General features: G+C 69.6%; 14 protein-coding genes. 10 read left to right on the top strand and 4 right to left on the bottom strand.

The window, feature by feature from the left end:
- The first annotated feature begins 18 nt into the window (after positions 1–18).
- From ASF65_RS05795 to glgB, 10 genes are all read left to right on the top strand, one after another.
- Entirely contained in the window at positions 19–1,548 is a 1,530-nt protein-coding gene (locus ASF65_RS05795) for an ABC transporter ATP-binding protein (protein ID WP_055886492.1), read from the top strand.
- Positions 1,548–2,687, top strand: coding sequence for an ABC transporter permease (locus ASF65_RS05790; protein ID WP_055886489.1), 1,140 nt, complete (start codon positions 1,548–1,550; stop codon positions 2,685–2,687). Before ASF65_RS05795 ends, ASF65_RS05790 begins: the two co-directional genes overlap by 1 nt.
- A complete protein-coding gene (locus ASF65_RS05785; RefSeq protein ID WP_055886486.1) occupies positions 2,684–3,607 on the top strand; it encodes an ABC transporter permease in 924 nt (307 codons plus the stop codon). Before ASF65_RS05790 ends, ASF65_RS05785 begins: the two co-directional genes overlap by 4 nt.
- A 31-nt stretch (positions 3,608–3,638) precedes the next feature.
- On the top strand, positions 3,639–4,724 hold the full coding sequence (locus tag ASF65_RS05780) for a BMP family ABC transporter substrate-binding protein (RefSeq protein ID WP_055886484.1): 1,086 nt from the start codon (positions 3,639–3,641) through the stop codon (positions 4,722–4,724).
- 301 nt (positions 4,725–5,025) lie between these two features.
- Positions 5,026–6,285 carry a urate hydroxylase PuuD gene (locus ASF65_RS05775; RefSeq protein WP_055886481.1) on the top strand — a complete coding sequence of 420 codons (1,260 nt, stop codon included), beginning with the start codon at positions 5,026–5,028 and terminating at the stop codon, positions 6,283–6,285.
- Positions 6,286–6,296: 11 nt separating this feature from the next.
- Positions 6,297–7,706, top strand: coding sequence for a guanine deaminase (guaD, locus tag ASF65_RS05770; protein WP_082505208.1), 1,410 nt, complete (start codon positions 6,297–6,299; stop codon positions 7,704–7,706).
- Between the two features lie 127 nt (positions 7,707–7,833).
- A complete protein-coding gene (locus tag ASF65_RS05765) occupies positions 7,834–8,679 on the top strand; it encodes a fumarylacetoacetate hydrolase family protein (RefSeq protein WP_055886478.1) in 846 nt (281 codons plus the stop codon).
- A 145-nt stretch (positions 8,680–8,824) separates the two neighbouring features.
- A complete protein-coding gene (locus tag ASF65_RS05760) occupies positions 8,825–10,876 on the top strand; it encodes an alpha-1,4-glucan--maltose-1-phosphate maltosyltransferase (RefSeq protein WP_082505207.1) in 2,052 nt (683 codons plus the stop codon).
- Between the two features lie 48 nt (positions 10,877–10,924).
- Positions 10,925–12,412 (top strand): phosphotransferase, encoded by a 1,488-nt coding sequence (locus ASF65_RS05755; protein WP_055886475.1) that lies wholly within the window; start codon positions 10,925–10,927, stop codon positions 12,410–12,412.
- Positions 12,409–14,634, top strand: coding sequence for a 1,4-alpha-glucan branching protein GlgB (glgB, locus tag ASF65_RS05750; RefSeq protein ID WP_082505206.1), 2,226 nt, complete (start codon positions 12,409–12,411; stop codon positions 14,632–14,634). Before ASF65_RS05755 ends, glgB begins: the two co-directional genes overlap by 4 nt.
- Positions 14,635–14,638: 4 nt before the next feature.
- Here the strand turns inward: glgB and ASF65_RS05745 are convergent, their stop codons facing one another.
- The 4 genes from ASF65_RS05745 to ASF65_RS05730 all read right to left on the bottom strand — a co-directional run bounded on the left by ASF65_RS05745 (position 14,639) and on the right by ASF65_RS05730 (position 22,463).
- Positions 14,639–15,775, bottom strand: coding sequence for a diguanylate cyclase (locus ASF65_RS05745; RefSeq protein WP_055886473.1), 1,137 nt, complete (start codon positions 15,773–15,775; stop codon positions 14,639–14,641).
- A 97-nt stretch (positions 15,776–15,872) separates the two neighbouring features.
- A complete protein-coding gene (locus ASF65_RS05740; RefSeq protein ID WP_244486570.1) occupies positions 15,873–16,772 on the bottom strand; it encodes a transglutaminase family protein in 900 nt (299 codons plus the stop codon).
- Positions 16,773–16,774: 2 nt separating this feature from the next.
- Positions 16,775–19,153, bottom strand: a complete 2,379-nt coding sequence (locus ASF65_RS05735; RefSeq protein WP_244486569.1) for a circularly permuted type 2 ATP-grasp protein — start codon at positions 19,151–19,153, stop codon at positions 16,775–16,777.
- Complete coding sequence (locus tag ASF65_RS05730; RefSeq protein WP_055886466.1) at positions 19,143–22,463, bottom strand: transglutaminase family protein; 3,321 nt, start codon at positions 22,461–22,463, stop codon at positions 19,143–19,145. Before ASF65_RS05730 ends, ASF65_RS05735 begins: the two co-directional genes overlap by 11 nt.
- Positions 22,464–22,576: the final 113 nt, after the last annotated feature.

The raw sequence follows: 22,576 nt of genomic DNA, 5'->3' as shown, positions 1-22,576 counted from the left end.
CCCGCCGGTCGGAGTTCCATGGCGCATCGTCTTGAACTGAGGAGCATTTCGAAGCGCTTTCCCGGCGTCGTCGCCAACGACGACATCTCGTTTTCCGTGGAGCCGGGGCGCATCCATGCGCTGCTCGGCGAGAACGGGGCGGGCAAGTCCACCCTCGTCAAGATCATCTACGGCGTGCAGCAGGCGGACGAGGGCACCATGCTCTTCGACGGCCGGCCGGTGCGCGTCGGCTCGCCGCGCGAGGCGCGGGCGCTCGGCATCGGCATGGTGTTCCAGCACTTCTGCCTGTTCGAGGCGATGACGGTTCTGGAAAACGTCGCCCTCGGCATGGACGACCCGCCGCCCCGGCGCGAGCTCGAAGCGCGCGTGCGCGAGGTGATGACGGCCTACGGCCTCGGCCTCGACCCGCATCGCGAGGTGCACACGCTCTCGGTCGGCGAGCGCCAGCGCATCGAGATCGTGCGCGCGCTCCTCGGCAAGCCGAAGCTCCTGATCATGGACGAGCCGACCTCCGTCCTGACGCCGCAGGAGGTGGACGCGCTCTTCGCGGTCCTGCGCCAGCTGGCGAGCGAGGGCTGCTCGATCCTCTACATCTCGCACAAGCTCGGCGAGATCAAAGCGCTGTGCACGTCGGCGACGATCCTGCGCGGCGGCCGCGTCGTCGCCTCCTGCGATCCGCGCGAGGAGACCGCCAAGTCCATGGCCGAGCTGATGATCGGTGGCTCGCTGAAGGCGTTGAAGCCGAAGGCCGAGGGGCAGTTCCGCGAAACCCGCCTCAGCGTCGAGGCGTTGAGCGCGCCCGGCGATCCGCCCTTTGGCACGAGCCTCAAGGACGTGTCCTTCTCGGTCCGCTCCGGCGAGATCCTCGGCATCGCGGGCGTGGCAGGCAACGGGCAGAACGAGCTTCTGGAAGTCCTGTCCGGCGAGAAGCTGAACGGCGTGTCCGGCGCGATCACCATCGGCGGCGCCCGCGTCGAGCGCGAGGGCGTGTCGGCTCGACGCCGTCAGGGGCTGGCGACGGTGCCGGAGGAGCGCAACGGTCATGCGGCGGTGCCGGCGCTGTCGCTCGCCGAGAATGCCATCCTGTCGGCGCGCGCCCGCAAGGGACTGAGCCACGGCGGCCTGATCCGCCTCAAGGCGGCGCGCGACTATGCAAAGAGCGTGATTTCCGCCTTTTCCGTCAAGGCGACGGGCGAGGGGGCGCTGGCCGGCAGTCTGTCGGGCGGTAACCTGCAGAAGTTCATCATGGGCCGCGAGATCGGACAGGAGCCGAGCGTGCTCGTGGTCTCGCAGCCGACCTGGGGCGTCGACGCGGGCGCCGCCGGCTTCATCCGGCAGGCGATGATCGATCTGGCGGCGCGGGGCGCGGCGATCGTCGTCGTCAGCCAGGATCTCGACGAGCTTCTGGAGCTCTGCGACCGCATCGCCGTCCTCAACGAGGGCCGCCTGTCGGAGACGATGAACGTGAAGGGCATCTCGATCGAGCGCGTCGGCCTCCTGATGGGCGGCGTGCACGGCGAGCCCCAGGCCGGCGCCGAGGCCGCCTGATGGCGCTCCGCTTCGTCCCCCGCCGCGAGCCGAGCCGCGTCATGCTGTTCGCGACGCCGGTCCTTGCCGTCGCGCTAACGCTCCTCGTCGGCACGATCGTCTTCACGCTTCTCGGCTACGACGGCCTCGGGGCCGCGCGCGAAATCTTCGTGACGCCGCTCTTCAACCCCTATCGCTGGCAGGACCTTCTGGTGAAGGCGGCGCCGCTCGCCACCATCGCCATCGGCCTGTCGGTCGGCTTCCGCGCCAATGTCTGGAACATCGGGGCCGAGGGGCAGTACGTCATCGGCGGCTTGGCGGGCACCGGCATCGCGCTCCTGACGATGGACATGGAGGGGCACTGGATCCTGCCCGCGATGGTCGCGGCCGGCATCCTCGGGGGCATGGCCTGGGCGGCGATCCCCGCCTTCCTGCGCAACCGGCTCGGCGTCTCCGAAATCCTGTCGTCGCTGATGTTGAACTACGTCGCGATCCAGGTCCTCTATTACCTGATGCGCGGGCCCTGGAAGGACCCGATGGGGTTCAACTTCCCGCAGACCGCGATGTTCTCCTCGTCGCAGACCCTGCCCTTCGTCGTGCCGGGCACGCTGATCCATCTCGGCATTCCCGTGGCCTTGGCGCTGGCGCTCGCCGTCTGGTTCCTGATCGCGCGCACCGTCGCCGGCTTCCAGGTGCGGGTCGTCGGCCTCAGCCCGCAGGCGGCGCGCTACGGCGGCTTTCGCGAGGCGCGCGTCGTCTGGCTCTGCATGGCGCTCGGCGGCGGCATGGCGGGGCTCGCTGGCATCTTCGAGGCGTCCGGACCGTTCGGGCAGATGGTGCCGAGCTTTCCCGTCGGCTACGGCTTCACCGCCATCATCGTCGCCTTTCTCGGCCGGCTCCATCCCGTCGGCATCGTGCTCGCCGCCCTCGTGCTGGCGCTGACCTATGTCGGCGGCGAAAGCGCGCAGACGACGATCGGCCTGCCGGCCGCCGCGATCGGCGTCTTCCAGGCGATGATGCTGTTCTTCCTCCTCGCGGTCGACATTCTCGTCCGCTACCGGCTCACCAGCGGCGCGGGCGGCGTCCCGGCCGCCGCGCCCATCGCGCCGGCGCCGACGCTGACGCCCGAACCGACGTCCGGCCGGGGAGCCGCCGCATGAGCCCCGAACTGATCGTCGCCATCGTCGTCGCCGTCGTCGCCTCCGCGACACCGATCCTGATCGCAGCGCTCGGCGAGCTCGTGGTCGAGAAGTCCGGCGTCCTCAACCTCGGCGTCGAGGGCATGATGCTGATCGGCGCGGTCACGGGCTTTGCCGTGTCCGTCACGGTCGGCTCGCCCTGGCTCGGCGCGCTGGCGGCGCTCGTCGCCGGCGCCGCCTCGTCGCTGATCTTCGCCTGGCTCACCCTGACGCTGACCGCCAACCAGGTCGCGACGGGCCTCGCGCTCACCATCTTCGGCACCGGCGTCTCGGCGCTGGCCGGCGCCGGCTTCGTCGGCATCACGACGCCGGTGCTCGGCTCGTTCTTTCCCGCCGCGCTCGCCGCAGACCCGATCTGGCGCGTCCTCTTCGGCTATTCGCCGATCGTCTACCTGTCGCTGGTCATCACCTTCGCCGTCTGGTGGTTCCTCAAGCACTCGAGAGCGGGGCTGATCCTGCGCGCCGTCGGCGAGAGTGATGCCTCGGCCCATTCCATCGGCTACCCCGTCCTGAAGGTTCGTTATCTCGCGGTGCTCTTCGGCGGCGCAATGGCGGGGCTGGCGGGCGCCTACTACTCGCTGGTGCTGACGCCGATGTGGGCCGAGCGGCTGACCGCCGGTCGCGGCTGGATCGCCATCGCGCTCGTCGTCTTCGCCTCCTGGCGCCCGGGTCGCCTGGTTCTCGGCGCCTATCTCTTCGGCGCCGTGATCACGCTCGAGCTTCAGGCGAAGGCGGCCGGCTGGTCGCTGCTCGCGCCGGAGTTCCTGACCAGCCTTCCCTATCTCGCGACCGTTCTGGTGCTGGCCCTCATCTCGGGCAGCGCGCGGACGCGGAATGCCGCGCCGGCCTGCCTCGGCAAGCCGTTCCGGGCGACCGCCTGACCACTCGAAAAGCCCTCTGCAAGGAGCCCTCATGAGCCTCTTCACCCGCCGCCAAGTCCTCCTCGGGGGTGCCGCGCTCGCCGCCGTCACCGCGTTCGGCCTGCCGGCCTTCGCGCAGGTCTCCGACCGCCCGGTCAAGGCCGCCTTCGTCTATGTCGGCCCGGTCGGCGACTTCGGCTACTCCTTCGCCCACGACCAGGGCCGCAAGTACCTGGCCGAGAAGCTCGGCGACAAGGTGCAGACGAGCTTCGTCGAGAACGTCGCCGAGGGGCCGGACGCCGAGCGCGTCATCCGCCAGCTCGCACAGGACGGCAACGACATCATCTTCGCGACCTCGTTCGGCTTCATGAACCCGACGCTGAAGGTCGCCAAGCAGTTCCCGAACGTGAAGTTCGAGCACGCGACGGGCTACCAGACCGCGCCGAACATGGCGGCCTACAATTCGAAGTTCTACCAGGGCCGCGCGGTGCTCGGCACCATCGCCGGCATGATGTCGAAAAGCGGCAAGGCGGGCTACGTCGCCTCCTTCCCGATTCCCGAGGTCGTGATGGGCATCAACGCCTTCACGCTCGCCGCGCGCAAGGTGAACCCGGCCTTCGAGACGCAGGTCGTCTGGGTGAACTCCTGGTACGACCCGGCCAAGGAAGCGCAGGCCGCAGGCGCGCTGCTCGACCAGGGCGCCGACGTCATCACCCAGCACACCGACAGCCCCGGCCCGCTGCAGGAGGCCGAGAAGCGCGGCGCCATCGCCTTCGGCCAGGCCTGGGACATGAAGAGCTTCGCGCCGAACGCTCACATGACGGCGATCGTCGACCAGTGGGGCCCGTACTACGTCGACCGCGTCAACGCGGTGATCGACGGCTCCTGGAAAACGCAGGACGTCTGGCTCGGCATGAAGGAAGGCGAGGTCGAGATGGCCCCGTTCAACGACAAGATGCCGGCCGACGTGAAGACCGCCGCGCAGAAGGTCGTCGACGAGACCAAGGCCGGCACCTACGAGGTGTTCACCGGCCCGATCAAGGACCAGTCGGGCGCCGAGAAGATCGCCGCCGGCACCCGCATCCCCGACGCCGATCTCCTGAAGATGGACTGGTACGTCGAGGGCGTCCGGAACTAGTTCCGCCCGGCTCGGGCTGGCGGCCATCCAGAGCGGTTCGCTCCGCTTCCGGTGCTCACGGACCGAAAGTCCGCTCCGCTCCGGTTCTCGCGAATCCACTCTGGCTGACTCGCCATCACGACCCTCTTGTCGGCACCCTGCGATGGGTGGATGATTCAAATTCTTCGAAGGGCGCTCGTCGCCCTTCGACCCAACGCCTGTCCCTCCCACCGTCTCCTGAACGGCGAGGGGCCACGCAAGGCACATCGGATCATTGTGGGGAGCGTCCGCGACAAGGGGGCGGCGTTCCGGGGCTCATCCCATGTGGACCTATTTCGCCGAATGGCTGCAATTCGGCGTGCGCTGGCTGCACGTCATCACCGCGATCACCTGGATCGGATCGTCCTTCTATTTCATCGCGCTCGATCTCGGGCTGCGGAAGCCCCACGGGGCGCCGCTCGTCGGCGTCGGCGGCGAGGCCTGGCAGGTCCATGGCGGCGGCTTCTACCACATCCAGAAATACATGGTCGCGCCGCCGCACATGCCGGAGGACCTGACCTGGTTCAAATGGGAGAGCTATGCGACCTGGCTGTCCGGTTTCGCGCTGCTCTTCCTCGTCTACTATCTCGGCGCCGAGCTTTACCTGATCGACCCGACCAAGGCGGACCTGCCGGCCTGGGGGGCGACGCTGATCGGGCTGCTCGGCCTCGGGCTCGGCTGGGTCGTTTACGACGCGATCTGCAAGTCGCGGCTGCGCGCCAACGATTCCGCGCTGCTCGGCGTCCTCTTCGTCTACGTGGTGGCCGCGAGCTTCGTGTTCAGCCAGATCTTCTCGGGGCGCGGCGCCATGCTGCACACGGGCGCGATGATCGCGACGATCATGACCGCCAATGTCGCGATGCTGATCATCCCGAACCAGAAGATCGTGGTGGCCGACCTCAAGGCCGGGCGCACGCCCGATCCGCGCCTCGGAGCGGCGGCCAAGCAGCGCTCGCTCCACAACAACTACCTGACGCTGCCCGTCATCTTCCTGATGCTGTCGAACCATTACCCGCTGGCCTTCGCCACGGAGTGGAACTGGGCGATCGCGGGCCTCGTGCTCCTGATCGGCGCCGTGGTGCGGCACTTCTTCAACACGATGCACAAGACCGGGCAGCAGCTCTGGTGGTGCTGGGCGGTGGCCGGCGTCCTGTTCGCGGCCGTCATCACCCTGTCGGGCGCGCCCGGCTGGCGCGCGGCGGCGGGGTCGGAGCCGACGGCGGCGGAGACCAGCCTCGACTTTCCGGCGGATCCACAGGTGGCGCTCGCCCGCTCCAGTCATTTCGCGGAGGCCGAAAGCATCGTCCAGTCGCGCTGCTCGATGTGCCACGCCCGCCAGCCGCTCTGGCCCGGCATCGGCCACGCGCCGAAGGCGATCCTGCTGGAGACAGGGCGCGACATCGTCCTCAACGCCTCGCTGATCGAGCGGCAAGCCGTGCGCAGCCACGCCATGCCGCCCGGCAACATCACCGGCCTCGAGCCGGCCGAGCGGCTGGCCCTCGCGCGCTGGATCGAATCCGGCGACGGAACCTGGCGCCGCTGAAGGATCGGATCATGAGCGACATTCATTCGGCCGGCGGCACGCTGGCGATCCGCGCGCGCGTCCTCTCCTACCACGCCCATCCGCTGGAGGCGGGCGTCGAGGCCTCGCATCGCTATATCGAGGACGGGCTCGTCTTCGTCCGCGACGGCGTCGTCGAGACGGTGGGGGAGGCGACGGCCGTCCTGCCGGACCTCGACCCCGCGATCCCCGTCGCCGACCACCGGCCACATCTCCTGATGCCCGGCTTCATCGACCCGCATCTCCATATGCCGCAGACGCAGGTAGTCGGCTCCTACGGCACGGAACTGATGGAATGGCTGTCGAAGTACACGTTCCCGGAGGAGTCGCGCTACGGCGACCCCGCCGTGTCGGATGCCGCCGCCCGCTTCCTGATGGCCGAGCTTCTGCGCAACGGCACGACCACCGCCGTCGCCTTCTGCACCTCGCATCCGCAGTCGGCGGAAAGCTTCTTTGCTGAGGCCGATCGCCTCGGCCTGCGCATGGTCGGCGGCAAGGTGATGATGGACCGCAACGCGCCCGACGCGCTCCTCGACACGCCCGAGCGCGGCTACGACGAATCGAAGGACCTCATCCGCCGCTGGCACGGCAATCGCCGCCTGTCCTACGCCATCTCGCCGCGCTTTGCGCCGACCTCGACGGAGGCGCAACTCGAAGCGACGGGGGCGCTGGCAGCCGAATATTCCGGCCTTCATATCCAGACCCATCTGTCGGAAAACCACGGCGAGATCGCCTTCGTGGCCGAGCTTTTCCCCTGGGCCGAGGACTATACGGCCGTCTACGAGCGCTACGGGCTGGTGCGACGCAAGGCGCTGTTCGGCCACTGCATCCATCTGTCGGAGCGCGAACGCGGCGCGCTGGCCGACAAGGGCGCCACAGCCGTCTTCTGCCCGACCTCGAACCTCTTTCTCGGTTCCGGGCTCTTCGACCGCGACGCGGCGCTGGCAGCGGGGCTCAGGACCGGCATCGCCACCGACATCGGCGGCGGCACGTCCTACTCGATGCTGACGACCGCGGCCGAGGGCTACAAGGTGCTGGCCCTGCGCGGCCAGAAGCTGCGCGGTCACGCCGCCTTCTACATGCTGACCGCCGGCAATGCCGACGCGATCGGCCTCAATGACCGGATCGGGCAGGTCGCGCCCGGCTTCGAGGCGGACTTCGTGATTCTCGACACGGCGGCGACGCCGGCCCAGCGGCGCCGGGCCGAGCGGATCGAGACGCTGGAGGAAGAGCTCTTCGTGCTGATGACGACCGGCGACGAGCGTAATGTCGTGGCGACCTACGCGGCGGGCCGGAAGGTCCATTCGCGCGATGGTGATCGCGGGCTGCCCGGCCGGCTCGACCAGCCGCCGCACGGTCCCGGCGCCCTGCCGATCGGGGGCGGCGCGGCACAGGACCGCTGACGCGGCCGCACGACCTCGCCGCCGCACCGGCGCATCCCGCACCAAGCGGCGCTGGCATCCGCCGTCGCCTTCGTCCTATGCCTGAACTGGAAGGGGCCGTTCGGCCCCGCAACGAAGAGGTTGAACCATGCGTCTGGTCCGATTCGGCGAGCCCGGGGCCGAGAAGCCCGGCCTGATCGATGCCGAGAACACGCTGCGCGACCTGTCGGGCGAGATCGCCGACATCGCGGGCGCGGTCCTCTCGCGCGAGGGTCTGGCGAAGCTGCGCGCGCTCGACCCGAAGAGCCTGCCGAAGACCGACCCGAGCCATCGTCTCGGCGCCCCGGTCGCCGGCACGCGCAACTTCGTCGCCGTCGGACGCAACTACGCCGAACACGCCGCCGAAACGGGCTCGGACGTGCCGGAGGAGCCGCTTCTCTTCAACAAGGCCGTGTCATCGATCGCCGGCCCACGCGACGGCGTCGTGATCCCGAACGGGTCGTCCAAGGTCGACTGGGAGGTCGAGGTCGCGATCGTGATCGGCGAGCGCTGCTATCAGGTCTCGAAGGCCGAAGCGATGGATCATGTCGCGGGCTTCTGCCTGTGCAACGACGTGTCGGAGCGCACCTGGCAGAAGGAGCGCGGCGGCCAGTGGCTGAAGGGCAAGAGCGCGCCGGGCTTTGGCCCGCTCGGCCCCTGGCTGGTGACGCGCGACGAGATCGAGGACCCGGCCGCGCTGGAACTCTGGCTCGACGTCAACGGCCAGCGCATGCAGACCGGTACCACGGCCGACATGATCTTCGACTTCGCGACGATCGTCTCCTACGCCTCCGAATTCTTCGCGCTGGAGCCCGGCGACATCGTCACCACCGGGACGCCGCATGGCGTCGGCGCCGGCATGAAGCCGCCGGTCTTCCTGAAGGACGGCGACATCGTCACGCTCGGCAATGCCAAGCTTGGCGAGCAGCGGCAGGTCTTCTCGAAACAGGGCTGATCCCGCACGGCTGACGACAAAAGGGCCGGGCAAAACGGCGGGCCGCACTGGAAGCCTCGCGCCCGGCCCCTATTCCTTCTGCGCGTCGGACGAGCCCTCGAAACGGCGCGTCCGACCCCTCGACAGGCAGCAGGAAGGCCCGCCCATGTCCCAGGTCGAAACCGGATCGAAGCCCAAGAAGCGCGAGACGGCAGCCCGAAAGGCATCCGCCGCCGCATCGCTCGATCGCCTCCAGCGTCTGGCCGCCGACCGTGTCGCGATCGAGGGCGTCCAGCCTGAGATCGACGGCGGGCGTTTCGCGGTGAAGCGCGCCGAGGGCGAGCCGCTCACCGTCACCGCCGACATCTTTTCCGATGGCCACGAGATCATCGCCGCAGCGCTTCTGACGCGCGGCGTCGACGACGCGCACTGGACCGAGACGCCCTTCGTCTTCATCGCCAACGACCGCTGGGGCGCGACGGTCTCCTTCGACAAGCCCGGTCCCTACCGCTTTACGATTCTTGCGTGGCGCGACACGTTCGCGACCTGGGCGAGCGACACGAAGAAGAAGAAGGATGCCGGCGTCGACATCTCGCTGGAACTGCGCGAGGGCGCGATCCTTCTGGAGAAGGCTTCCGGGTCCGGGCGCGGCACCAAGGACCAGCAGAAGGCGCTGAAAGCGCTGCGCGACCGGATCGCCAAGCTCGCCGCCAAGGGTGACGGCGAGGCTCTCTACGCCGCCTTCGAGGAGGCGACGACCGTCGCGCTCCTGCGCGACGTCGGCGTGCGCGAGAACCTCTCGTCCTACGGCCGCGAGGTGCCGGTCTGGGTCGACCGCGAGCGCGCGGCGTTTTCCGCGTGGTACGAGTTGATGCCGCGCTCGCAGTCGGGCGACGTCAACCGGCACGGCACGTTCGACGACGTCATCGCGCGCCTGCCCGACATTCGCGAGATGGGCTTCGACGTCCTCTATTTCCCGCCGATCCACCCGATCGGCAAGTCCAACCGCAAGGGCAAGAACAACTCGGTCACGGCGCAGGACGGCGAGCCGGGGAGCCCCTACGCGATCGGCTCCCACGAGGGTGGCCACAAGGACCTCCACCCGGAGCTCGGCTCCTTCGCCGACTTCCAGCGCCTCGTGACGCGCGCCGCCGACCACGGGCTGGAAATCGCCATCGACTTCGCCATCCAGTGCTCGCCCGACCATCCGTGGATCAAGGAGCACCCGGAATGGTTCGACTGGCGGCCGGACGGCTCCATCAAGTACGCCGAGAACCCGCCGAAGAAGTATCAGGACATCGTCAATGTCGACTTCTACCGTGAGGGCGCGATCCCCTCGCTGTGGCAGGAGCTGCTCGACGTCGTGCTGTTCTGGCTGGACAAGGGCGTGCGCATCTTCCGCGTCGACAACCCGCACACCAAGCCCTTTCCCTTCTGGGAATGGCTGATCGCCGAGGTGCGGCAGGTGGACCCCGGCGCGGTGTTCCTCGCCGAGGCCTTCACCCGGCCGAAGCTCATGAAGCGCCTCGCCAAGGTCGGCTACAACCAGTCCTATTCCTACTTCACGTGGCGAAACCAGAAGTGGGAGCTGCGCGAGTACCTGACCGAGCTGACGAAGGAGGAGTGCGCCGAGTTCATGCGGCCGAACTTCTTCGTCAACACGCCGGACATCAACCCGCTCTTCCTCCACACGAGCGGGCGGCCGGGCTTTCGCATCCGGCTGGCGCTGGCGGCGACGCTGGCCGGCAACTACGGCGTCTATTCCGGATTCGAGCTTTGCGAATACGAGCCGCTGGTCGCCGGCAAGGAGGAGTACAAGGACTCCGAGAAGTACGAGATCCGCGCCTTCGACTGGAAGCGCGAGGGGAACATCCGCGACGACATCGCCTTCTTCAACCGCATCCGCAATTCGGAACCGGCGCTGCGCGACTTCCGCAATCTCGAGTTCCTGAACTTCTGGAACGACAACGTCCTCTACTACGCCAAGCGCACCGCGGACCGGTCGTCCTACCTCCTCGTGATGGTCAGCCTCGATCCACACAACCCGCAGGGCGGACATTTCGAGGTGCCGCTTTGGGAACTCGGACTGGGCGACGACGCTTCGGTCAAGGTCGAGGACCTCGTCGACGACCGCCAGTTCGTCTGGTCGGGCAAGATCCAGCATTGGTGGTTCCGCCCGGACGAGCGGCCCTACGCCGTGTTCCGGATCTCGGTTTGAGCGCCGCCCCGGCGGCCGGTTGAGCGGAAGCGAAGCGAGAGTGCGAGCATGACCACATCCCATTCCCGGCCGGACGGCGCCCCGAGCGCCGAGTTCGACGCCGCCTCGGTGCCCTCGTCGGCGCTGGTCGAGTTCGCCGGGCGCCAGCGCTGGTACGCGGGTCGCTCCGAACGGGTCTCGAACGCCCGCTTCGAGCCGATCGAGGCCTCGATCGGGGCGGCGGAGCTCGGCGAACTCGTCGTCCATGTCGAGGACGGCGAGACGCAGCGCTATTTCCTGCCGCTCGTGCGCGCTGCGGAGGGCGCGGCGGCGACGAGCCTCGATGCGGGACCGGCCGGCGGGCTCCTGGCGGACGGCGCGCGCGACCCCGCCTTTGCCGCGGCGGTCGTCGCGCTTCTGGTGAACGGCGAGGGGGAGGGCGGCGCGCTGGTCGCCCACCACAGCCGCGCCAGGGCGGATCGGCTGGCGGCCGTCGCGGGCGTGCCGGCGTCGGAGATCAAGGTCCTGTCGGGCGAGCAGTCCAACACCTCGGTCGGGGTCGGTCGCCTCGGCATCCTGAAATTCTACCGCCGTCTGCGGGACGGCGAGCAGCCCGAGCTCGAGGTCACGGCCTTCCTGACGGAGAAGAGCGGCTTCACCAATGCGCCGGCGCTCTTCGGCTGGTTGGAACTGCGGCGGCCGGACGGCAGTCACGCCGCCGTCGCGGCCCTCTTCGAGCGCGTCGACAATCGCGGTGACGCCTGGGGCGTCGTGACCGACGACCTCGTCGCCGAACTGTCGGGCCACAACGCGGAGCGTGAGCGCTTCGACGCCGGGGCGACGCTCGGCCGGCGCACCGGCGAGATGCATGCCGCGCTCGCACAGAAAACCGGCGAGCCGGCCTTCGATCCCGAACCGCTCGACGCCACCTCGCTCAGCCGGATCATTGCCGAGGCGAGAGCCGAGGCGGGCGAGGCGCTGGACGTGCTCGCGCGCGAGGCAGAGCGCAGCCCAAAGTTAAAGGGCGAAATCGATCGCCTGCTCGCGGCGCGCGGCGAGATCGACACGTGGTTCGCCGGTTTCTCGGCGGACGAGGCCGGCGGCTGGCGCACGCGTATCCACGGCGACTACCATCTCGGGCAGGTTCTGGTGTCGGGTGCGGATGCGGTGATCCTCGACTTCGAGGGCGAGCCGGGCCGGCCTTTGTCCGAGCGCCGCGCCAAGACCTCGCCGCTGCGCGACGTCGCCGGCATGCTGCGCTCGTTCGATTACGCCGCCTTCGCCGCGCGCGACCGCCTCGGCTCAGATGCGGGCGAGGCGGCCCGCACGGCGTCCGACGCCTGGCGCGATCGCACGAGCGCCGAGTTCCTGAAGGCTTGGGAAGCGGCGAGCGGCGTCTCGCTCTCTTCGGCCGCGAACATGAAGCTTCTCGATCTCTTCGTGTTGCAGAAGGCTTTCTACGAACTGCGCTACGAGGCGGCCATGCGGCCGGCGTGGCTGTCCATCCCCCTGCGGGGCATCGTCTCCCTTCTCGAAAAGCGTCAGGTCCTCCGATGAGCCAGACTGAAACCAACCGTTCGTCGGCCGTCGCCGGCTTCGACCACGCGCTGCACGGGGACGAGGCGCGGGCGCTCGGCGTCGGGCGGCACGAGAACCCGTTCTCCGTGCTCGGCATCCATCGCACCGAGGGCGGCGCGGTGATCCGCACCATGCGCCCCGGCGCCGAGCGCGCCGAGGTGATCGACACGCAAGGGCAGGTGATCGGCACGCTCGAGCGCGGCGAGGTCGACGGCCTGTTCTCCGGCTTCATCGCCGGCGACGTGCCGACCCATCGCTTCCGCTTCACCCATGGCGACGTGACCTGGGAGGAGGACGACGCCTACCGCTTCGGCACGCTCCTGTCCGATTTCGACGCCTATCTTCTGGCCGAGGGGCGGCACTACAAGCTCTACGAGAAGCTCGGCGCTCATCCCCGCGAGATGGACGGCGTGAAGGGCGTCGCCTTCGCGGTCTGGGCGCCCGACGCGCGCCGCGTCTCGGTGGTCGGCAACTTCAACGCCTGGGACGGCCGGCGCCACGTCATGCGCAAGCGCCTCGACACCGGCGTCTTCGAGATCTTCATCCCGGGCCTCCAGCGCGGCGAGGTCTACAAGTACGAGATCATCGGCAAGCACGGCGAGATCCTGCCGCTGAAGGCCGATCCGGTGGGCTTCCGCCAGGAACTCGCCCCCTCCACCGCCTCGATCGTCGACGGCCTCGTCGAGCACGAGTGGAAGGACGATGCCTTCCGCTCCAAGTCGCGCGACTGGCAGGACCGCGAGAAGCCGGTCTCGATCTACGAGGTGCATCTCGGCTCGTGGAAGCGAGGCGACGGCGACACGTTCCTCGACTACGACGCGCTGGCGCGCGAACTGACCGCCTATGTCAAGGACATGGGCTTCACCCATGTCGAGTTCATGCCGGTGTCCGAGCACCCGTTCTACGGCTCGTGGGGCTACCAGCCGATCGGCCTCTACGCGCCGACCGCCCGCTTCGGTGATCCGGCCGGCTTCGCGCGTCTCGTCGACGCGCTGCACCAGGCCGATATCGGCGTCCTTCTCGACTGGGTGCCCGGCCATTTCCCGACCGACGTCCACGGCCTCGGCCGCTTCGACGGCACGGCGCTCTACGAGCATGCCGACCCGAGGCGCGGCTTCCACAAGGACTGGAACACGCTGATCTACGACTACGGGCGGACCGAGGTGAAGAACTACCTCGTCGCCAACGGTCTCTACTGGCTCGACCGGTTCCACGTCGACGGCCTGCGCGTCGATGCGGTCGCCTCGATGCTCTACCTCGACTACTCGCGCAATCACGGCGAGTGGGAGCCCAACATCTACGGCGGGCGCGAGAACCTCGAGGCCATGGCCTTCCTGAAGGAGACCAACGAGCAGGTCGGCGGCCAGTATCCGAACGCCTCGACCCATGCCGAGGAATCGACCGCCTTCCCCGACGTGTCGCGCCCGACCTATGCCGGCGGCCTCGGCTTCCACTTCAAGTGGAACATGGGCTGGATGCACGACACCCTGCATTTCATGCAGGAGGACCCGATCAACCGCAAATACCACCTGCACCACATGACCTTCGGCATGGTGTATGCGTATTCCGAGAACTTCGTCCTGCCGCTGTCTCACGACGAGGTGGTCTACGGAAAGGGTTCGATCCTCGGCAAGATGCCGGGCGACTGGTGGCAGAAGTTCGCCAACCTGCGCGCCTACTACGGTTTCATGTGGACCCATCCCGGCAAGAAGCTGCTCTTCATGGGCGGCGAGTTCGGGCAGTCGGCGGAGTGGAACCACGACCAGTCGCTCGACTGGCATCTCCTGCAGTATCGCGAGCACGAGGGCGTGCAGCGCCTGATCCGCGACCTCAACGCGCTGTATCGCGGCGTTCCGGCGCTCTACGAGAACGACTGCGAGCCGGCCGGCTTCGAATGGGTCGACACGTCCGACGTCGACCAGTCGATCCTCTCGTTCCTGCGCAAGGACAAGCACGGCGGCGCGGCGCTGGTGGTCTGCAACTTCACGCCCAACGTCCATCACGGCTATCGCGTCGGCGTGCCGCATGGCGGCTTCTGGGCGGAGGCGATGAACACGGACGCGGAGATCTACGGCGGCTCGAACGTCGGTAACCTCGGTGGCCAAGACGCTGAGGAGGTCCACGCCAACGGCCGGCCGTTCTCGCTGTCGCTGAGCCTGCCGCCGCTCTCGACCATCGTGCTGGTGCCGCGCGGCGCCTGAGGCGTCAGGCCGCCAGCGCCTCCGGCTCGACCCGGTTCCGGCCGAGCCGCTTGGCGCGATAGAGGGCGCGGTCGGCGGCCGCCATGGTCTCGTCGAGGCCGCGCCCCATCGTGGAGGCGACGCCGACGCTGACGGTCACGGGGATGGCGCGCGCGCCGGCCTCGGACGCGTCCCGGAAGCGGCGGCGGAGGCGGTCGGCCATGTCGGCCCCCTCGCGCATGTCGCAGGCGGGCACGAAGGCGACGAACTCCTCGCCGCCGAGTCGCCCGATCACGGCGCTCGACTTCATTTCGCTTTCCGCCACCCGGGCGAAGAGCTTCAGCACGTCGTCGCCGGCCTGATGGCCGAACGTGTCGTTGACCTGCTTGAAATGGTCGAGATCGAAGACGAGGAGGATGCCGGCCGGCAGATCGGGTCCGATCCGCTCGTTGGCCTGCTGGGTGAAGCTGCGGCGGTTGGCGAGCCCCGTCAGGAAGTCGGTCTGGGCCGCCACCACGAGGCGGTTCTCGCCCTCCTCGCGCACCATGGCCAGCAGCGCCATCGGCGCCGCGACGGCGTAGAGGACGCCTTCGCCCATCGTCAGGATCGACAGAAGCTTGATCGCCGCCGCGTCGGTCACCGTGTCGAGAAGCGGCATGGCGATGACGCGGACCATGTAGATCGCACCATGGATGGCGAAGACGGCGACGGCGAGCGGGCGCGAGCGCATGGCACCGAGCGTCGGCGACAGGAGCGCGGCGACGCCCGCGAACTGGATGCAGGCGATCACGAGCGCCGCCATCGCATGCCAGATCGGCAGCGGCAGGTTGGGCCCCGCCCAGAGCCAGAGGCCGGCGCCACCCGCGACGGCGGCGAGCGGCGGGGCGACGTCGCGGCCGCCGATGCGGGTGATGCCGGCGACCATCAGCCCGTAGCCGGTGAAGATCAGGATGTTCGACAGACCGGACCCGATGACGGTCGGCAGTTCCTCGCGCCAGGACACGAGCATCGAGCCGGCGAGAAGAAATAGATAGGCGAGCGACCAGAGCCGCAGGACCCGCTGGTGGCGCGGGTTGAACAGGCTTTCGCCGAAGGCCATGGCGCTGGCGACGCCGAGAACGGCCGCGCAGAGGACGTAGATGGTGAACAGGTCGATCTGCATGGGCCCCGCGCCTTTCCGATCGGCGGGACTGTGTGCCTCGATCCGCGAAGGAAGTCTTATGGCCCGTGGCCGGGCGGCGTGTCGGATGCCGGTGTCGTTAAGACGCCGTTACCTCGGGCTCGACCGGCACCATGTCGACGGCGTGGTGGTGCTTCTGAGGGCCCGCCGTGATCAGGACGCCGTCGATCGGCGCGACGTCGGCATAGTCGCGGCCGAGCGCGACGAGGACGTGGTCTTCGCCGGCAAGGCAGCCGTTCGTCGGATCGAGGCCGATCCAGCCGGCGTCCGGGCCCGCCCAGGCCTCGACCCAGGCGTGCATGGCGTCGGCGCCCGCCAGACGCGGCCGGCCGGGCGGCGGCTCGGTGCGCAGGAAGCCGCTGGCATAGGCGGCGGGAACGCCGCAGCCGCGAAGGCCCGCGATCATCATGTGCGAGAAGTCTTGGCAGACGCCGCGCCGCGTCGCGAAGGTCTCCTCGACACGCGTCGCCACCGACGACACGCCGGCCTGGAAGCGGAAGTCGGACCGGATGCGCCGGGAGAGCATGAGGAGCCCGAGGCCGATCGCAGGCGCCGCCTCCAAGGTCTCGGCCACATAGGCGGCGACCTTGGCCGACGGCGAGACGAGGCGGCCGGCCCCGCCGAAATGGATCGGGCTGTCGCCCTCGCTCTCGAGAGAGGACGCGCTCCACTCGCGGACCTGTCGCAGCGTCGGCGTGTCTTCGAGGCGCGGTGCGGGGCGCTCGACGCGAACGCGGGTCTCGAGTTCGACCCGCAGCGCATCGTGCGGGCGCGCGATCAGGCCATGAGCGGTGCGGTTGCCGAAGAAGTCCGTCTCGCGCTGCAGTTCGCTCGGGGTCGGCTCGAACCGCAGCCGGCTCGCGAGGACGCTTTGTCCGCGATCCTCGCGCGGCTCGACGCGCAGGATGTGGCGGGCGTCCGCCACGAAGCCGGGATAGTGGTACGCGATCAGAAGGCGGATGTCGTAGATCACGGCCACGCCTATTCGCTGCCCGAGCGTTCGATCGACCCTTGCGGGGCGACGGCGAAGTAGCGCTCGGAGAGAAGGTCCGAAATGTCCCGCAGATCGCGCGCCACGCGGGTGAGGAAGGCAGGCGTGATCTCGGCGGGCACGGCCGTCTCGAGGCGCACGTGGAGACGGGCGATGCGCCGCGCCGCCAGATCGAGGCTCTCGCCGGCATGGGTGCCGGGCAGGTCCGCCATCGCGCGGCGCGTCGCGGCGACCTGATAGGCGACGGAGCGCGGATTGAGCGGATCGAGAAGGCAGAGATCGAGGACCGTCTCGGCATGGAGCTCGACCGAGAAGCGACGTCGGTAGGTGAGGCGGCTGTCGGTGAATTCGAGCAGAGCCTCGAAGACGCCCTCGCCGCCGGCGGCGAGAAAGTCGGCGGTCGCGGTCGCCGTCGCCTCGCCGCGCTCGATGCGGCGTCCGCACTGGAGGAAGCGCCAGCCGGAGAACTGGTACATGTTCTCTTCGACGAGACCGGAGAAGCCGGCGAGCCGCGTCAGCAGGCGACCGGCCAGCGCCGGATGATCGGCCGTCTCCTTGCGGCGTCGGGCTTCGTCGAGAAGTTCCACCACCTCGGCGAGGACGCGCCAGGCGTCGGGCGAGAAGCGGTCGCGGATGCGCGAGGCGATGTCGAAGGCCGAGCGCGCGGTGCGGTGCAGCCCGGCGAGCGGGTCGTCGTCGCGAACGCCGGAGCGCTTGAGGAGCGCGCGGCGCGCGGCATCGACGGCGGTCTCGCGCTCCTCGCCGCGACGCTCCAGCGCCGCGCGCCAGAGGCGGATCGCGACCTCGACGCGCTCGGCGCTGCGGCCGAGCCAGAACAGGTTGTCGGCCGCGCGTGCCGGAAGCGAGCCCGGCAAGCGGCGGCGGAACTCGCGGCCGGAGCCGAGCAGCGTGATCGGCGCGTCCGGTTCGTCGCCGGGAATCCAGACGTCCATCGAGCGTCCGCCGGCACCGATCGCGGGCGTCGCCTCGCCCTGATGCGCGGCCCGCGCGAAGCCGCCGGGCATAACCTCCCAGCCCTCGCCCGAGCGCGCCAGGAAGACACGCAGCGTGACGGGCTGGCCCTCCATCGCGCCGTCCGCCTCGACGGGGACGCAGGATAGGGGCGGGGAGCTGCGGGCGACGAGATGATCGGCCTCCCCGCTCGCGGGAAGCCGGGCATCGGCGGGATCGATCGCCTGTCCGGGAAAGGCGGGGCCGAGCGTCCAGCCGGGCTCGGCGGCGGCGCGCGCCCGCGAAGCGGCGTCGCCACACCAGAGCGTTTCCACCGAGCGCAGCGCCAGCGGCTCGCCGACGAGCCGCGTTGCCATGGCCTCCTCGAAGGCGGCGAAAGCCGGCGTCTCCAGGATGCCGGAGCCGAGCGCATTGACGAGTTCAAGATGACCGGCGCGCACCGCGCGAAGAAGGCCGGGCGTGCCGATGCGGGACTGCGAGAACAATTCCAGCGGATCGGCGTAGTCGGCGTCGAGGCGCCGCCAAAGAACGCCGACCGGGCGCAGGCCATCCACGGTTCGCAGCTTGGCGCGGTCGCCCTGCACGACGAGATCGCCGCCCTCCAAGAGGTGGAAGCCGAGATAGCGAGCGAGATAGGCGTGTTCGAAATAGGTCTCGTTGAAAGGGCCGGGCGTCAGCAGCCCGACGCGGGCACCGTCCTGGTCGTTCAGTCCCTCCAGCGTCTCGCGGAACCGCGCGAAGAAGCCGGCGAGGCGGCGTACGTGGAGCTGGCGCGCGAGATCGGGCAGGGCGCGCGAGGTGGCGACACGGTTTTCCAACGCGAAGCCCGCGCCCGACGGCGCCTGCGCCCGGTCGCCGAGAACGCGCCACGCGCCGTCCGGCCCGCGTCCGAGATCGACCGCGATGAAGCGGATCAGCGGACGCCCGCTCATGCCCTGCCGCGCCAGCGGTCGCAGGAACTCCGGATTGCGGCCGAGGAGGCGGCCGGGAAGGATGCCCTCGCGCACCAGCGAGCGCTCGCCGTAAAGGTCGGCGAGAAGGCGCTCCAGATAGGTCGCGCGCTGGCGCAGCGCCGCTTCGAGGTCGCGCCACTCCGCCGGGTCGATCACGAAGGGCGGAAAGGCGAGCGGCCACTGGCGCGCGCCGCCGTCCTCGCCCGCCCGGTAGTAGACGCCGGCTTCGCGCAGGTACTGCTCGGCGGCGCCGAACCGGGCCTCGCGCTCGGGTCGCGAGAGGGCGGCGAGCGCCTCGACCACCGGTCGGTAGACCGGCCGCACGCTGCCGTCCGGCGCGAGCATTTCGTCGTAGGCTCCCGCGACGGGGCGGCTCGGGGGCTCGACGGCCGCCCCGAGCCGCCCCTGCGACTGCGACTGGCGCTGGGTCCCTTCAGTGCGCAAGCGAGGCCGGCCGCCGGAGGTCGAGCGTCGTCGGAAAGCTCGGATCGGGCATCTCGGACGCGGGCCGGAACGCCCCCGGCGTGTGGCCGATGTCCTCGAAGCGCGCAAGGCGCCGCGCCTCGGCCTCGTAGGCGTTGACCGGGAACGTGTCGTAGTTGCGCCCGCCGGGATGGGCGACGTGATAGACGCAGCCCCCAAACGAGCGACCGGACCAGCGGTCGAAGATGTCGAAGGTCAGGGGCGCATGGACCGGGATCGTCGGGTGGAGGCCCGAAGCCGGCTGCCACGCCTTGAACCGCACGCCGCCGACCGCCGTACCGGCCTCGATGCCGGGCGCGAGGGGGACGGGACGCCGGTTGCAGGTGACGACGTGGCGCGACGGATCGAAGCCGGCGAGCTTCACCTGCAGCCGCTCGACCGAGGAATCGACGAAGCGCACCGTGCCGCCGATCGCCCCCGTCTCGCCCATGACGTGCCACGGCTCCAGCGCCTGACGCAGTTCCAGCGACACGCCGCCCTCGCGGGTCACCTTGCCGCAGAACGGGAAGCGGAACTCCCACTGCGCCTCGAACCATTCGGAGCGGACGGGATAGCCGGCAGCGGCGAGTTCATCGAGCACGGACAGGAAGTCGGCCCAGACGAATTCCGGCAGCATGAACCGATCGTGGAGCTGCGTTCCCCAGCGCGCGAAGCGGCCCGCCAGCGGCCGACGCCAGAAGGCGGCGATCATCGCGCGGATCAGGAGCTGCTGGGCAAGGCTCATGCGCGCGTCCGGCGGCATCTCGAAGCCGCGGAACTCGATGAGCCCGAGCCGTCCGGTCGGCCCGTCCGGCGAGTAGAGCTTGTCGATGCAGATCTCGGAGCGGTGGGTGTTGCCCGTCACGTCCACGAGGAGGTTGCGGAACAACCGGTCCACCAGCCAGGGCGGGGGCGCCGCGCCCTCGCCGGGGGCGGGCACCTCAGCCATCGCGATCTCGAGCTCGTAGAGCTGGTCGTGCCGCGCCTCGTCGATGCGCGGCGCCTGGCTGGTCGGGCCGATGAAGAGCCCGGAGAAGAGGTAGGAGAGCGACGGGTGGCGCTGCCATTGCAGCACCAGCGACTTCAGGAGGTCGGGCCGGCGCAGGAACGGCGAGTCGGCCGGCGTCGCGCCGCCGACCACCACGTGGTTGCCGCCGCCGGTGCCGGCGTGGCGGCCGTCCACCATGAACTTGTCGGTGCCGAGCCGCGACTGTCGCGCCGCGTCGTAGACGGCGGTGGTGATCTCGACCGCATCGCCCCACGATCGGGCAGGGTGGACGTTGACCTCGATGACGCCGGGATCGGGCGCGACGCGCACGACATCGAGCCGCGGGTCGAAGGGGGGCGCGTAGCCCTCGATGCGCACGGGTTGCCCGAGCGCGCGGGCCGCGTCCTCGATCGCGGCGAGAAGGTCGAGATAGGCCTCCACCGTTTCGAGCGGCGGCATGAAGACGTGGAGAATGCCGTCGCGCGGCTCGATGCCGAGCGCGGTGCGCACGGCGCCCACGATCTCGTCGTCGGCCGACGCTTCCGGGGGCGTCCAGGTCGGCGGGTCCTGCTTGTCGATGCGCGCCTGCGCTTGTCCGAGCGCTTGCGGCTCGGGCAGGGGGGCGAAGGACTGCTGCGGGTCGGCCGGGTGGGTGTAGGGGTAGCGCGCCGGCGGCAGGTGGGCGAGCGAGGAGAGGGGCAGGCGATAGCCCATCGCGCTGTCGCCCGGCACCAGGAACACGTGGCCGCGCCGCGTCGTCCAGCGCTCCGACATCCAGCGCCCGGGCAGGGCCTGCCACGCCTGCACGGGCAGCAGCACGCCGACCGGCCGGCCGAGCCCCCGGTCGAAGACCTTGGCGAGGCGCGAGCGTTCCTCGGCGTCTTCGAGGCGCGAGTCGCCGGGCGTCACGTTATCGGGCAGCTTCGCCTCTCGCGCGATCCAGTAGGACGGGTCCTCGAAGGTCTGGAGCGCGTTCTCGGGATCGATGGCCAGTCGTTCGGCGACACCGCGGATCAGCGTCTCGGCCGCCTCGACGGTGGCGCCGGCGGGCGGCGCGTCGTCGGCGGCCAGCAGCGCCGGGTCCCGCCAGATCGGCTTGCCGTCGCGCCGCCAGTAGATCGAGTAGGTCCAACGCGGCAGGGTTTCGCCGGGATACCACTTGCCCTGGCCGTGGTGCAGGAAGCCGTTCGGCGCAAAGCGCGCCTGGAGGCGGCGCAGCAGCCCATCGGCGAGCCCCGCCTTGGCCGGGCCGGTCGCGTCGGCGTTCCATTCGGCGCCCTCGAAGTCGTCGATCGACACGAAGGTCGGCTCGCCGCCCATCGTCAGCCGCACGTCCATCGCCCGCAGGTCTTCGTCGACGGCCTGCCCGAGCGCGTCGAGCGCTTCCCAGCTTTCGTCGGAGAAGGGCTTGGAGACACGCGGCGCTTCCGACACGCGCGTCACGCTCATGTCGAATTCGAATTCGACGTCGGCCGGGTCGACGCCGCCGACGATCGGGGCGGCAGAGCGGTAGTGCGGGGTCGCGGCAAGCGGCACGTGGCTCTCGCCGGTCATCAGGCCCGAGGTCGGGTCGAAGCCGATCCACCCAGCGCCCGGCACGTAGACCTCGACCCAGGCATGGAGGTCGCAGAAGTCGTGGGTCGCGCCGGCGGGGCCGTCGAGCGCCACGAGATCGGGCTTCAGCTGGATCAGGTAGCCCGACACGAAGCGCGCGGCGAGGCCGAGGTGGCGGCACGCCTGGACGAGGAGCCAGGACGAATCGCGGCAGGAGCCCGACGCCTTCTCCAGCGTGTCCTCCGGCGTCTGGACGCCCGGCTCCATGCGGATCGTGTAGTCGACCGCCGCATCGACCTTGCGGTTGAGGGCGACGAGGAAGTCGATCGTGCGCACCGGCGTCCGGTCGACGGAATGCAGGAAGGTCTGGAGCCGCGGGCCTGCCGCCTCGGTCTGGAGGTAGGGCTTGAGGTCGGTCGAAAGGTCGTCGCCATAGGCGAAGGGATAGGTCTCGGCCCATTCCTCGACGAAGAAGTCGAACGGGTTGTAGACCGTCATGTCGGCGAGGAGATCGACCTCGATGCGCAATTCGCGCGCCTTTTCGGGGAAGACGACGCGCGCCAGCCAGTTGCCGAACGGGTCCTGCTGCCAGTTGATGAAGTGATCGGCCGGCTCGATCGTCAGGGAGTAGGCCGGCGTTCTCGTGCGCGAGTGCGGCGCGGGCCGCAGCCGGATCGTCTGGGGCCCGAGCGTGACCGGCCGGTCGTAGCGATAATGGGTCAGGTGACGGAGCGCTGCGAGGATCGGCATCGGTTCCCGGACTCGACGAATGGATCGGACCGTTCGCAGTCTATGCACAAGAGGCGCCGTCTGGAACTGCTGCAATGCGGCAAGACGAGATTTCCTCGATCGATCCGGCCCTT

The organism is Aureimonas sp. Leaf324, from assembly GCF_001423245.1.
Lineage (GTDB): Bacteria > Pseudomonadota > Alphaproteobacteria > Rhizobiales > Rhizobiaceae > Aureimonas.
This window is presented reverse-complemented; position numbering and strand designations above follow the sequence as displayed.